The organism is Tahibacter amnicola (assembly GCF_025398735.1).
Classification (GTDB): domain Bacteria; phylum Pseudomonadota; class Gammaproteobacteria; order Xanthomonadales; family Rhodanobacteraceae; genus Tahibacter; species Tahibacter amnicola.
This window is the reverse complement of the sequence record NZ_CP104694.1, coordinates 4381330-4394724: the sequence shown is the minus strand read 5'-3', so window position 1 is coordinate 4394724 and position 13395 is coordinate 4381330. Positions and strand designations below refer to the sequence as shown.

The window sequence follows — 13395 nt, the reverse complement described above, 5'->3', positions numbered from 1 at the left end:
GCGTTCCATGAAGTTTCCGGCGTTGATCCTGCTGCTGGCCGTATCGTCGGCGCTACCGGCTGTCGCGGCAGACTACTACCTCGTCGACACCGTGGCCGAACAGGCGCCGGAGGCCGACCTGCGCGCCCAGGCGCAGGCGCTGGAGCGCATCTACGACGACCTCGCCCGCGAAGCCGGCGTGGACGCGCGTCTGATCTATTCCACGGACCCGGATATCAATGCCTTCGCGACCGAGGTGGGCACGGACAAGGTGGTCATCGTGCAGGAAGGCTTGCTGGCATCGATGGATGACGACCGCGATGCGGTCGCCGCCGCATTGGGACACGAACTGGCTCACCACAAGGCCGACCACATCCGTGCCGGCCGTCGCAAGCAGCAGGGCGTGCGGGTGTTCGGCGCGATCCTCGGCGCGGTGGTGGGCGCCAAGGTGGGGCGCAACAGCGGCGAACTGGCGGGTGCCGTCAGTGGTGCGGCCGTGGGCGTCGCCGGTGAGCTGCTCGCGTTGAAGTTCAGCCGGAATCAGGAACTGGAGGCGGACCGGCTGGCCGTGCGCTGGATGGTGGCGGCCGGCTACAACCCGCAGGGCATGCTACGTTTGCAGAAGCGCCTGGGTGAGCTGTCCGGCAAGCGCGGTGCCAGCATCCTGTCGACCCATCCCACCAGCACGAAGCGCTACCAGTCGGCGGGGAAGGTGATTGCGTCGCTGGCGCCACCGGAAGATCTCCTGGCCCGCGACGTCTCACCGCTGGTCACCGCGTCATCGCTGGCTGATGCCACTGCGGCGATCAAGGCCGACAAGGACAAGGCATTGGCGCAGGCACTGCAGACAGATATCCAAACGCCCTCCGAAGCCGCGCTGATGCCGGTAGACGGCATCAGTTTCGACACCTATGCGGCGCTGGGTAACGAACTCCTGCATGCGGGCCACAAGGGCAAGGCCAAGGTGCTGGCCAGCCACAAACTCGACGAAAGCCGCTTGGCACGGCTCACCGCCAGTTACAACGCGCGGATGTCGGAGCATCCGGCCCTGTCGATGCGCTACAGCGTGGGATTCTTCCGCGCCAGCCAGGGCAAGTTGGCCAGCTACGGGCGCGACCTCGCCGATTCGCTGGAGAAGGGGCAGCCGCTGACGCTGGAGCCACCCTATGCCCTGGAAACCGGCCGGGCGCTGTTTGCAGCGATGCAGGCGCGCGGAGCCCCCTCGCTGGACGAAGCGGCTCAGGCCGCGGCCGAAAAAGAGGTGCTGGCCGAGCACGGGCTGAGCTACTACGACTACGTGATCGCGCATAACTGGTGGTCGCGAAAGGTCACGATCGCGGCGATGGCCGGCGATACCGGCCTCATGCGTAGCTACTACGGGCTGCAGGATGCCGGGAACGACAAGGCCGAAGCGGAAGCAGCCGGCGTGCATATCGGCGACAACGTCAGCATCGGGGAGAACGTGCGCATCGGCGGCAAGGAACAGGCCCTGGAAGACGATCGCTGAGTCGCACTGCCTGCCGATGCGGCCACGTGGCGAGCAAAAATATGCTGGTCTAGACTCTAGCCACCTTCCCACCGCGGCCGCTCGATGAACGAGCATGCGCAATCTGGCCGGCCAGGCGACGGTGCCGGCCCCCGGACACCGCGGAAGACCCGCGCGGCGCGCTGCAGGCGCGCATCCGCGAGCTGGAGACCGAGCTGGCGCAGCTGCGCCGGCAGATCGGCAGCGTCGAAGGCGGTGCCGCGCTGACGACGGTGAAGGTGCCTTCTCCCTTCGTCACGCCCTTCCTGCGCGCGCAGGAATACGTCGCCCGGTATTTCGCCGACCGCATCGAACAGCCAGACACCGCCACTATCGCCATTGCCGGCGAGCGCTATGTGCTGCTGCGCGCTGCATCGCTGTCGGTGGAGTTCGTTGAAATGGTGATGAAGCTGTACCAGGACAAAGGGACAGCGGAGGCACGCAGCGTCGCAAACAACCTGCTGTTCGACCTCGCCCATGCCCTGGGCAAGGCGGACGCGCGCAGTTTCCAGCAGAAGATGGCCGTCAGTGACCCGATCGACAATTTGTCGGCCGGTCCGATCCATTTCGCGTTCTCCGGCTGGGCATTCGTCGACATCAGTGAAGAGTCGCGCCCCTCGCCCGATGAGAACTACTTCCTGCTTTACGACCATCCGTTTTCGTTCGAGTCGCATTCCTGGCTGGCCAAGGGCAAGCGCAGCGATGTACCGGTGTGCATCATGAATGCCGGCTATTCCTCCGGCTGGTGCGAAGAGAGCTTCGGCCTCCCACTGGCTGCCGCCGAGGTGGAGTGCCTGGCCAGTGGCGGTCGCCATTGCCGGTTCATCATGGCGCCGCCCTCCCGGCTCGAGGCGCACCTGGCCGAGTATGCGGCGCGGCACGGCGGCGCGACGTCAGCAGCCTTGCATTCGATGGCGGCCGTCGTGCCGGAATTCTTCCAGCGCAAGCGCCTGGAGGATGAGCTGAAGAAGGCCAACGAGCAGCTCGAACAACGCGTCAAGGAACGTACGGCGGAACTGGAAACGGCGAACCGGCAGCTGGGGATCCTCGGTTCGGCGATCGAGAACGCCCTGGAAGGGTTCGTCATCTTGGAGACGACCGCGAATCTGGCATTGCGCATCTCCTTCGTGAATCAGGGGTTCTGCCGCATCACCGGCTACTGCGCGGATGAAATGCTCAATCAACCGCCCGAGCACCTGGTGCTGGTCGACAACGCCATGGCCACCTGGGCGTCACTCTACGACAGCGTGCGCCGCGATGTGTCCTTTGAAGCCGAGGTGACTGCGAGGCGTCCGGATGGCAGCACCTACGCGCTGGAAATCCATCTCATGCCGGTGCGCAGCGGTGGTCGAACGGCGCATTGGATCGCCATTCTGCGCGATATCAGCGACCGCAAGCTGCACCTGGACCAGTTGCAGCACCAGGCCATGCACGACGCCCTGACCGGGCTTCCCAACCGCCTGCTGCTGCACGAGCGGATCGAGCAACGCATTCATGCCATGCGGCGGCAGGGAACGCCTTTTGCGCTGCTCCTGCTGGACCTGGACGGTTTCAAGGAAATCAACGACACCTTCGGCCACTACACCGGCGACGTGCTGCTGTCGAAGGTCGGCGAACGGCTGCGCGCGCAACTGGGGGCTACCGATACCATTGCCCGGCTGGGCGGTGACGAGTTTGCCATCGTGCTGACCGAAGTCGTCGACAGGTCGCACGTGATCGACTTCGTGTGCCAGCTGCTGGTGGCCCTCAAGCAGCCGATATTCATCGAGGAACACAAGCTGGTCGTCGGCGCCAGTATCGGGATCGTGCATTGTCCCGAGCATGGCACCGATGCCACCACGCTGATGCGGCGCGCCGACGTTGCCATGTACGCGGCGAAAGCCGCACGCAGCGGTTCGATGACCTATGACGCGCGCCACGACGTGCATTCGCCCGCGCGAATCCAGTTGATCAACGAGCTGCGCGGTTCCATCGACAACGAACACCTGAGTCTGCACTACCAGCCGGAGATTGACCTGGCGACCGGGCGCGTGATTCGCGTCGAAGCGCTGCTGCGCTGGCAGCGACCAGACGGCAGCCGGCTGCTGCCGGACGAGTTCCTGCCGCTGGTGGAGTCTTCCGAGACCATCGACCGTATCTCACGCTGGGTGCTGGACAAGGCAGTGGCCGACTGCCGCGAGTGGCAGGAGGCCGGTATTGCGGCGGGGGTGTCGGTGAACCTGTCGCCGCACAATCTGCACGACGATCGGCTGGGACCGGACATCGCCACGGCGCTGGTCAAACATGGCTTGGCGCCCTCGCAGCTGACAGTGGAAATCACGGAGAGTGGCATCCTGGGCGATATCGCACGGGCGACACGCACTTTCCAGCATCTGCGCGATCTCGGCGTAGGCGTGTCCATCGACGACTTTGGCACGGGCTATTCATCCTTGCTGCATCTAAAGCACCTGCCGTTCACCGAGCTGAAGATCGATCGCTCGTTTACCAATGAAATGCTGGCGAATGCGCACGATGCCGCCATCGTGCGTTCAATTATCGACCTGTGCCACGAACTGGGCCGCGCCATCGTTGCCGAGGGCGTGGAGACGCAGGAGGTGCTCGACCGGCTGGTCGAATACGGATGCGATATCGTGCAGGGCTACTACGTCAGCAGGCCGCTGGACAAATCCACATTGCATGCCTGGTTGCGGCAGGCGCCGCAATTTTCCCGTGAGGCTGCCATGCAGGGGCGTGCATCGCCGCACCCGTGAGGTCGTGCCAGGGGCCGGCGATTACCGTTGCTTCACGTGGGATCCGGATCGGCGGACGGTCGGGGCTGGCCGGATGGATGCCGTCGTGGCAGCTCGATCGTGAACGCGCTGCCCTTGCCCGGTTCGCTCACCACCTCGATCGTTCCGCCGTGGGCCTGCACGATGCCGTAGGCGACGGACAATCCCAGGCCCGTTCCCGATCCAACGGGCTTGGTGGTGAAGAACGGTTCGAAGACATGCCGGATATTGGCCGGCGGAATGCCGATGCCCGTGTCCGTGATCGTGATCCGCACGCGGTCTTCGACCGTCAGCGACGTGCGCAGCGTGATCTCCCCGGTAGCCGGGATGGCTTGTATGGCGTTTGTCAGAATGCTCAGAAATACCTGGTTGAGCTGGAACGGCTGGCATTCGATCAGCGGGATAGTGCCGTAGGCCTTGATGACGCTGATGCGCTCACGCAACTGGTAGTCGAGCAGGTTGAGCGTGCTTTCCAGTCCTTCATGCACATCGACGCCGATCTGGAACTGGGCTTCATCCACGTGTGAGAAGGAACGCAGGTCTGACACGATCTTCTGCACCCGACTGACGCCGTCCTGCGCTTCCTCCAGAAGGCTGTCGGTATCGCTGCGCAAGTAGTCGTATTCGACGCGCGCCTTGGTCTGCTGCACGCGTTCGAGTGCGGCATTGTGCTTGTCGGAGGAGTGCTCCAGCGAGAGGTAGGCGTCCAGCAGCGACTGCAGGTCATCCCAGTAACGTTTAAGGCTGCTCAGGTTAGAGCGCACGAATCCGATCGGATTGTTGATCTCGTGGGCGACACCCGCTGCCAGCTGGCCCACCGAAGCCATCTTCTCCGACTGGACCAGTTGATTCTGGGTGCCGACCAGACGCTGGTTGAGGGTTTCCAGTTCCTGGTTGCGTTCGCTCAAGGATTGCTGTGCAGCCTGGCGCACCTGGACTTCCGCGTGGAGCTGCTGGTTGACCTGGCTAAGCTGCGTGTTTGCGTCACGCAGATCCGTGGTACGTGCTTCCACCAGCGCTTCCAGCTGCAGGTTCCTGCGCCGCAGGGCCGCCATTCGCCAGCGCAGCAGCAACAGCGCCGCGCCGGTCAGAAGGAGTCCGGCCAGCGCACGGCTCCACCAGGTTTGCCACCACGCGGGCAGCACGTCGAATTCGAATGCCGAGATCGGGCCCCATTCACCGCGGGGCGCCACGCGCGCGGCAACCTCGAACCGGTAATGCCCCGGCGGCAACGCCGAGTAGCGCGCATCACGGCTGTCGGTAATGTTGGTTTCGGTTTCGCGACCGACCAGCCTTTCCCGGTAGAGCAGCTTGCCTTCGGCCAGGTAGGTGAGAGCACTGAAATGGATTTCGAAGGTGTTGGCGGAATAGGGGGTTTGTGCACCTGGTCGATCCAGCGGGGGCTGCGACTCTCCCAGTTTTGCGCGGATCAGGGCGACGCGCGGCGGCGCGGGATCTGGCAGTGCGTTGTTGGCGGTGTCGTCGAACCGCGCCAGTCCCTTCGTGGTGCCGAACCAGATATTGCCGTTGTCCTCGGCCAGGAAGGATTGACTGGCCGTGTCTTCGCCAATCAGACCGTCCGTTTCGCCGAAGTGCTGCGTCCCGTTGGGACTGATCAGGTCGATACCCTTGCCGCCGCCGATCCACAGGCGGTTCTCGCGGTCTTCGCCGACCAGGAAGACTTTGTCCGCCGAATGCCGGGATGCCGAATCGAAATGCTCCAGGACAGCGAACTGCCCGTTTTCGTAGCGGATTTTTGCCACGCCCAGCGGATCGAAGTACACCACCAGCACGGTGCCGTCACGCAAGGGGCGCACATAGGCGACGTAGTCGCGGCGCAGACCATGCTGCGTGGTGAAGCGTTGCCAGAGGCCGTTCTCGAGCATGGCCAGTCCCTGTTCGCCGGCGACCCAAATGCGGCCGTGGCTGTCTTCGCGCACATCGCTCATGTACTCGCTGGATGTGCCGCCCGGCACGGCAATGGGTTCGAATTTCAAGGCCGGATCTTTCGTATCGGCGCGGAACAGGCCGGCGCCGTCGGTGCTGGCCCACAGGTAGCCATTGCGGTCGAGCAGCAGCCGGAAGGTGCGTTTGATCGGATTTTCAGGGCTCAACTCGCGGCGTTCCAGCCGTTTCTGCTCGGGGTCGTAAACCAGCAGCTCGTTGCCGGGAACGCCGGCGGTATACAGGATGCCGTCGCTGCGCTGCACGATGGAGCGGATCGTATTCGGCTCGGTGCCGGCAATGGTCTGAAACCGCTGGCCTTCCAGTACGGCCAATCCATGGCTGGTGCCGACCCATAGACGCTCCTGGCGGTCGCGGAAAATGCTCCAGACGACGTTGTAAGGCAGCCCCTCGCTCGTGGTGTAGGCGTGGAACACGCCGCGGCCGAGCAGACGGTGCAAGCCAACAGAGCCGATCCAGATCGATCCCTCGCGGTCTTCCAGGACGGGCCAGGGAGCGCCGGGCAATCCCTGTTGGGGGCCGATAACGCTCCAGCGGTCGCCGTCGAGCGTCATCAGCGCCTGGTCGGTGGAAACCCACAGCTCGCCGTGCCGGCCCCGGTAGAGATAGCCGCGGCTGCTTTGCAGCGGTACCGGTGTCTGGTACGGCGCGAACTGACTGGCGCCAGGCAGCAGCTGCCACAGCTGCGTGGGCGTGCGGGCCCAGACGCGGCCCTGGCCATCCTCGACGATGGCGTCGATGCGCTCGCGCGCGTCAACCCCTGGCCAGGTCTGCCAGCGACCATCCTTCCAGGAAAGCACCGTCGCTGCGCCGCGCCAGTGACCCAGCCACAGCTGCTGGCTCACGGCGCCGCGATGAATTGCCGTTGCTTCGCCGCCGGGCCAGTCTTCCACGGCGGCGTACGTCGTCGTGCCGGCGCGTCGGAACGGTCCCTGCGCTGTCGTGGCCCATATGCCAGCCGGCCCGTCTGCCAGGCCGGTGACGGCAATGTCCGGCAGTCCCTGCTGGCGTGTGACCGGGGTGAACGACTGGCCGTTCCAATAGCTCAATCCCGCATGCGTGCCGACCCAGAGAACACCGGACGCATCTTCGTGCAGGGCGTCGATCGACGTCGATGGCAGGCCCTCGTTGAGGCCGAATGCGTCGAATCGATAGGCATCGTAGCGGTAGAGACCGTCTTCCGTTCCAGCCCAGATGAAACCGGTGCGATCCTGCAACAGACGCAGCACGCCGATATTGGCCAGGCCCTCGTCTGCGCCATAGCTTTTGAATACGTAGCGGCCGGGCGGCGCGCGTTCGGTGCTTTCCTCAACAGCCTGCGCACTGAGCGGGACGAGCAGGCCGGACAGCAGGCAAACGAGCCAGGTCAGGCGTAGCAGCATGGTGCTGGGCGAAGGAGAGGCAGCGGCCGTGGACACACGGCTCCCCGGCCACGGCCTTCGCTGATGACCGTGGCATTCCCTTGCTCCGGGGCAGGCGGCGTGAATGTCCGGCAAAGGTCGATTCGTTGGGGGCGATAGGTCGCAGTCAGCAAGAACCTTGCCGTGTTGTTGGAGCGGAGGGGACGCTTGAGTCTGGTCGACTTCGCCATCGGCCAGACCGCGCTCGCGCGGATGTCCGTTGGCTTAGCGCCGGGTTTCCGTCACCGCCAAGGGGGCGATCTCGCTGTCGCGGAAATCGGCGCGTGCGGGAGCGCCCGATCAGGCGAGGACTAACACCGCCATCGCAGCCAGCAACTGTCCGGTTCCCACCAGGGTGAAGATCAGCCATGGCAGGTGCAATTCGATCCAGCTGTCCACCACGGCGTTGGCGGGGTCTTGCGGATCGTAGAGCACCGCGACCTGCCGTCCCTCCGCGTAGGCGCCACCGGGCACGCCAATACGTGACTCGCACGCGTGCTCGGTGCCATCCGCGGCGCGAAAACGAAGTGTGGAACAGGTCGACGGTTCTGCGGGCATCACGCTGGCGGTCGTCGTACCAGTGACGGTCGCGGTGGCGCGTTCTGCGCGGCGCAGGAAACGGCGGGTCCGTGCCATCAGCGCAAGGCCGATGCACAGCATTGCGGCGCCAGCCAGGAGGAAGATCCACGCCATCATCATACGGTCTGCCTACCGGACAGGGCGAAAGCGGGCAAGCATACGTGAGAGGCGAGTCGACGGCGAATGCAGTGCCACCGCGCGCCGGTGCGCGCTCACATAGACACAAACGGAAAAGTGTACGAAACTGCATGCGCAGTACCACTCAGGTGCCGTCCTCCCCACCAACAGCGATTGAAAGGATCTACGCATGTCCGCCGACAGAACCGACGACACGATCTACAAAGTCGTCGTCAATCACGAAGAGCAATATTCGATCTGGCCAGTCGACCGGGAGAACCCCCTGGGCTGGCGCGATGCCGGAAAATCCGGCCCGAAGGAGGAATGTCTGGCCTACATCCGCGAGGTGTGGACGGACATGCGGCCGCTGAGTCTGCGCAAGAAGATGGCGGAGTCGGACCTGCCATAGGCTTCCCGCAGGGCAGCCGCGCCCCTGCGTGGCTGCTCGCGTGGTCACGCTGAAACAAAGGTATGGACCTAAGCATCGCATCGCCCTATAGTTAGGCGCATGCCTAACCAATCATCGCCGCTGGACCAGGTATTCCAGGCGCTGGCCGACCCGACGCGTCGCGCTGTGGTCGAGCGGCTTACCTGCGGGCCTGCCACCACCACGGAACTGGCTCAGCCGTTCTCGATGGCGCTGCCGTCGTTCGCGCAGCACATGGGCATGCTGGAGCGTTGCGGGCTCGTGCGCTCGCACAAAACCGGCCGCATCCGCACCTATCACCTCGTTCCGCGGCGGTTGAAGGCCGCCGAGCAATGGATGTCCCGGCAACGGGCGCTGTGGGAGCAGCGCCTGGACCAGCTGGACGCATTCCTACTCAGCCAGAAGGAAAACCCATCATGAGTCATCCGATCTCATTTTCCGCGAATCCGGAGACTGACCTGGTTCTTGAGCGCACGATCGATGTGCCCGTAGAACGCGTCTGGGCAGCGTGGACGGTGCCCGACCAGCTCAAGCGCTGGTTCACGCCCGCACCATGGTCTACCGTTGATGCGGAACTGGATCTGCGCCCGGGCGGCATGTTTCGCACCGTCATGCGCTCGCCCGAAGGGCAGGACTTCCCGAGCGCAGGTTGCTACCTCGAAGTGATCGAGAACAAGCGCCTGACTTTCACCAATGTCCTCGCTCCCGGGTTTCGGCCGCACCTGCAGGCGGGCCCGAAGGAATGCGACAGCATCGGCTTCACGGCGGTCGTGACGATGGAACGCCAGGAAGGCTCGACACGCTACGTGGTCCTGGCCATGCACGCCGACGCCGACAACCGCCGCCGGCATGAGGAAATGGGCTTTCACGAGGGGTGGGGCAAGGCGCTGGACCAGCTCGTGGCGATGGCGCAGGGGCAGTAGCTGCAGCCGCCTGCCGCCGGGCGCATCGCGATCGGATGGGTGGTGGCGTGCTCCATCGTTCCTCCATATTCCGCTTGTAGTCTGTAACCATCGACCAGCGAGGGGACGGCCATGATGATGACTCTGATGATCCTGGCGGTTGGATTGGTGGGCTACGTGTTCTGGACCCGCCACCAAGCCCAGTCCGACCTGGCGCCGGCTTCCCACCTACGCCGACCGAGCCCGTCAACGGCGCGCGTGATTGCCAACGCGGCCTCGCGTCCGGTTCGGGCGCAACTGGTCTGGTTGCGTAGCGAGCCCGGCTGTACGTGCCCGGCTTCAACCCTGCTGCGCAATCGACCGTTCAATGCCGCGACGGCGCCGAGTCTGGTGGAACTGGGCTGTGGTCATTCCAGCTGCACCTGCCATTACGAACCGTTTACCGATCGCCGCAGTGCGATGCGTCGGGTCGATATGGACCGGCGTAATGGCATCCGCTTCGAAGCAGGCCGTCGCAAGGTGCTGGACCGCCGCACCGGCAACGACATCTGGTCGCAAGTGTACTGAGCAGGGCAGCATCCCTCGAGAAAGTTAGCCAGAAACCTGCGGCCGGATGCCGCAGGTTTTTTTGTTGTGGGAATCGCCGTAATCGCCGCCGGATCGACTCGCGAAACATCGTGCTGAATCCCGTTTTGACGGGTTTGCCCGCTGGGCAAATCGCACGACGGGTTCGACGGATGCCATGGGTCATCCGAAGGCTGGAGGTTACAATCTGTTGCGCCCGGCGTGGCGCCCTTCATGCATTCTCCGATCGACGCGAAAACAGCGGGGTGTGACCGCATGACATCGTCGACACCGCAGCGGGCTCGACGAATGGTTGCAGCCAGCTGGCTCGCTGCGCGATTGACCGTCTCAGCCACCGGATTTCGATCATCTCGATGCGCGCGCACCGATACGACCTTGTCCTCCGTATGCCCGTCACCGTGAGCAGAGGCGGCTGACGTGACGCAGGAGCGTCCCTTCAGTCTGGATGCATGGCTCGAGGAAGCAAGATCGCGTGCGGCCGATGCGGCGGAGCGCGATCTGGTCATGCACCTGCACCGCCTGCATGCGGCGCTGGATGTCTGTTCCGAAGCGTTGTGCATTATCGACGTCGACCGCATGCGGTTTGTCTATGCCAACGCCGCGACCATGGCGATGCTCGACTGCACGCGGGAATACCTGCTGGCGCGCGGACCGGCCGATTTCGCGATTGAGCCGGCCGATGTGCTGCGCGAGAAGTACGAAGCGGTATTTCAGGGCAGTGCGCAGATGCACCGCTCGGATCTGGCGCTTCTCACCAAGGATCGCACGCTGATTGATGTCGAAGTCATGCGGCATCGGCTGCATTACGAAGGCCGGCGTTACATTGTCAGTTTTGCGCGCGACGTCACCGAGCGGCGCCAGTCCGAGCGCGCGCTTCGGGCGCATGCGCGTCGCCAGGATCTCGCCGCGCAGTTTGGCCAGCTGGCGTTGTCGGCTGCGTCGCCGCAGGAGTTGATGCCGCAGGCCGCCCAGATCGCCCTGGAAGCCTTGAGTGCGGATTTCACCGAGATCTTCGAGTTGACCGGTGACGAATCCGGATTGCGGCTGGCGGCAACCTGCGGTGGTGACAGTTCAGCCGTCGGACAAAGCTATGACACGCGCGCCCTGGCGACGCAGGATGACGAAGTCCGTGTGCGCATCGAGTCGCTGATCGTCGATGACTTCGACACGGAAACGCGCTTCATGCGTTCGGCGTCGGCCGCGCAGGGTGGTGTGCGCAGCGCAGTGCTGGTGCCGATCACGGGACCTGCGGGGCTGCTCGGCGTCTTCGGCGCCTACAGCCGGACCGCCTGCGCGTTCTCGCCCGAGTCGGTCGCTTATCTGCAGACGATCTCGTCGCTCCTGGGTATGGCAATCAGTCGCAAGCATTCGGACGACCGGGCCAGTTTTCTCGCCCAGTTCGATCGCCTGACGCGGCTGCCCAATCGGGACTTGTTTCTCTATCGCATCGAACAGTCACTGGCGTCCGCCGAGCGGTTGGGACGTCAGGCGGCCATTATTTACTTGCAGATCTGCCGCTTCGCGGCATTGCGCGATCGCATGGGACACGAGTCTGCGGAGCGCCTGCTGCTCGCGGCCGCGCGCCGAATCGAAGCAGCACTGCGTGGCGACGCAATCCTCGGGCGGCTAGGCGCCGATGAATTCGGCGTGCTGCTGGCGCCCATCGACGGACCGAACGATGTATTGGCGCAGGCGACGGCGATTCAGTCCGCACTGGCGGTGCCTGTGGTCGTCGATGGTTCACCGATCACCGTGGCCGCCACCTGTGGCATGGCCGTGTATCCCAAGGACAGCCCGCTGGCAGACGAACTGCTGCGCAACGCGCAGGCGGCGATGGTAGGAGGGCGTGACGCCACGGGTTGTTCGATGCGCTTCTTCGACGAGGCGCTGAATGCGCGGACGCGTCATTTTGTCGGCCTGCAGAGCGACCTGCGCCGCGCCATCGCCAACAGTGAGCTGGAGCTGGTGTTCCAGCCGCAGGCGCAGCTGGAAAGCGGACGCATCGTCGCGGTCGAGGCGCTGCTGCGCTGGCACCATCCCGCACGTGGGCTGCTACGGCCGGCGGATTTCATCGAAGTGGCGGAAGAGATCGGACTGATCGCGGATATCGGTCGCTGGACCCTCAACCAGGCTTGCGCCCAATTGGCCCTGTGGCGTCGCGCCGGCTATACCGACCTGGCGATGGCCGTGAACGTGTCTGCGCTCGAATTCCATCGCGGGCACCTGCTCGCGGAAGTCAGCCAGGCTCTGCACCGGCACAGCCTTCCGGCGTCCGCACTGGAGCTGGAGCTCACCGAGTCGGTCACCATGGAGGGGCATTCCGGGCTTCACGATGTTCTGCTCGGATTGCGCCAGCTCGGTGTCACTCTCACATTGGATGACTTCGGAACGGGTTATTCCAGCCTCAAGTACCTGCGGCAGTTCCCCGTCGACAAGATCAAGATCGATCGCGCGTTCGTCACGGATGTGTCAACGGATACGGGCGATGCGTCGATCGTACGCGCGGTGATCGCCATGGCGCACCAGCTCCATTTGAAAGTGGTGGCAGAGGGTGTTGAAACCGCCGAGCAGGCGGGCTTCCTGCATCGCAATCACTGCGATTTCATCCAGGGATACTTTGTCAGTGCACCGGTCAGTGGAGCGGAATTTCCCGCGCTGATTGCGTCGCGGGTGCGCCCGACAGCGTTGTGGACCGCAAAAACTACCGGTCGATCCCTGCTGCTCGTCGACGATGAGCCGGCCATCCTCAAATCCCTGCACCGTTGCCTGCGCCGCGACGGGTACGAGATCCATCTCGCCAATTCGGCAGCGGAGGCACTTGCGCTGCTGGCGCGATCGCCGATCGACGTGATCGTTTCTGACTACCGCATGCCGAATATGACCGGTACGGAATTTTTGAGCCGCGTGCGCCAGCTCTATCCGGACACGGTGCGGATGGTGCTGTCGGGCTACGCGGATATTCGTGCGATTTCCTCGGCAGTGAATGACGGGGCGGTTTTCAAGTACCTGATGAAGCCATGGTCTGACGAGGACCTGCGGCAGGAGATCCGTCTGGCCTTCCGCGAACGCGAGCGCCAGACGGGCGGCGAAGCCGTCGGCTGATTCGGTTCGGTGGACGCGATGGACGACGCTGGTGGGGCCCGGCGCC

At 64.3% G+C, this 13395-nt stretch carries 9 protein-coding genes; 7 read left to right on the top strand and 2 right to left on the bottom strand.

Annotated elements, in window-relative coordinates; all coding sequences use genetic code 11:
* Positions 1–7 precede the first annotated feature (7 nt).
* Both N4264_RS17050 and N4264_RS17045 read left to right on the top strand, forming a co-directional pair.
* Positions 8–1486 (top strand): M48 family metalloprotease, encoded by a 1479-nt coding sequence (locus N4264_RS17050; protein ID WP_261693436.1) that lies wholly within the window; start codon positions 8–10, stop codon positions 1484–1486.
* A 251-nt stretch (positions 1487–1737) separates the two neighbouring features.
* Positions 1738–4254: an EAL domain-containing protein gene (locus N4264_RS17045; RefSeq protein ID WP_261693435.1), complete on the top strand. Its 2517-nt coding sequence runs from the start codon at positions 1738–1740 to the stop codon at positions 4252–4254.
* A gap of 32 nt (positions 4255–4286) precedes the next feature.
* Here N4264_RS17045 and N4264_RS17040 read toward each other — a convergent pair whose 3' ends face one another.
* Complete coding sequence (locus N4264_RS17040; protein WP_261693434.1) at positions 4287–7655, bottom strand: two-component regulator propeller domain-containing protein; 3369 nt, start codon at positions 7653–7655, stop codon at positions 4287–4289.
* Between the two features lie 282 nt (positions 7656–7937).
* Complete coding sequence (locus N4264_RS17035) at positions 7938–8336, bottom strand: DUF3592 domain-containing protein (RefSeq protein ID WP_261693433.1); 399 nt, start codon at positions 8334–8336, stop codon at positions 7938–7940.
* Positions 8337–8523: 187 nt separating this feature from the next.
* Between N4264_RS17035 and N4264_RS17030 the strand changes: the two genes are divergently transcribed.
* The 5 genes from N4264_RS17030 to N4264_RS17010 all read left to right on the top strand — a co-directional run bounded on the left by N4264_RS17030 (position 8524) and on the right by N4264_RS17010 (position 13349).
* Entirely contained in the window at positions 8524–8742 is a 219-nt protein-coding gene (locus N4264_RS17030; RefSeq protein WP_261693432.1) for an MbtH family protein, read from the top strand.
* A gap of 99 nt (positions 8743–8841) precedes the next feature.
* Positions 8842–9180, top strand: a complete 339-nt coding sequence (locus N4264_RS17025; RefSeq protein ID WP_261693431.1) for an ArsR/SmtB family transcription factor — start codon at positions 8842–8844, stop codon at positions 9178–9180.
* On the top strand, positions 9177–9683 hold the full coding sequence (locus tag N4264_RS17020; RefSeq protein WP_261693430.1) for an SRPBCC family protein: 507 nt from the start codon (positions 9177–9179) through the stop codon (positions 9681–9683). Before N4264_RS17025 ends, N4264_RS17020 begins: the two co-directional genes overlap by 4 nt.
* Positions 9684–9794: 111 nt before the next feature.
* Entirely contained in the window at positions 9795–10229 is a 435-nt protein-coding gene (locus N4264_RS17015; RefSeq protein ID WP_261693429.1) for a hypothetical protein, read from the top strand.
* Positions 10230–10664: 435 nt separating this feature from the next.
* On the top strand, positions 10665–13349 hold the full coding sequence (locus N4264_RS17010; protein WP_261693428.1) for an EAL domain-containing protein: 2685 nt from the start codon (positions 10665–10667) through the stop codon (positions 13347–13349).
* The last annotated feature ends 46 nt before the right edge of the window (positions 13350–13395 follow it).

Bases quoted from the DNA above. Each gene is read 5' to 3' on its own strand.
- N4264_RS17050 (WP_261693436.1), top strand. From the start codon at position 8: ATGAAGTTTCCGGCGTTGATCCTGCTGCTGGCCGTATCGTCGGCGCTA.
- N4264_RS17035 (WP_261693433.1), bottom strand. From the start codon at position 8,336: ATGATGATGGCGTGGATCTTCCTCCTGGCTGGCGCCGCAATGCTGTGC.
- N4264_RS17030 (WP_261693432.1), top strand. From the start codon at position 8,524: ATGTCCGCCGACAGAACCGACGACACGATCTACAAAGTCGTCGTCAAT.
- N4264_RS17025 (WP_261693431.1), top strand. From the start codon at position 8,842: ATGCCTAACCAATCATCGCCGCTGGACCAGGTATTCCAGGCGCTGGCC.
- N4264_RS17020 (WP_261693430.1), top strand. From the start codon at position 9,177: ATGAGTCATCCGATCTCATTTTCCGCGAATCCGGAGACTGACCTGGTT.
- N4264_RS17015 (WP_261693429.1), top strand. From the start codon at position 9,795: ATGATGATGACTCTGATGATCCTGGCGGTTGGATTGGTGGGCTACGTG.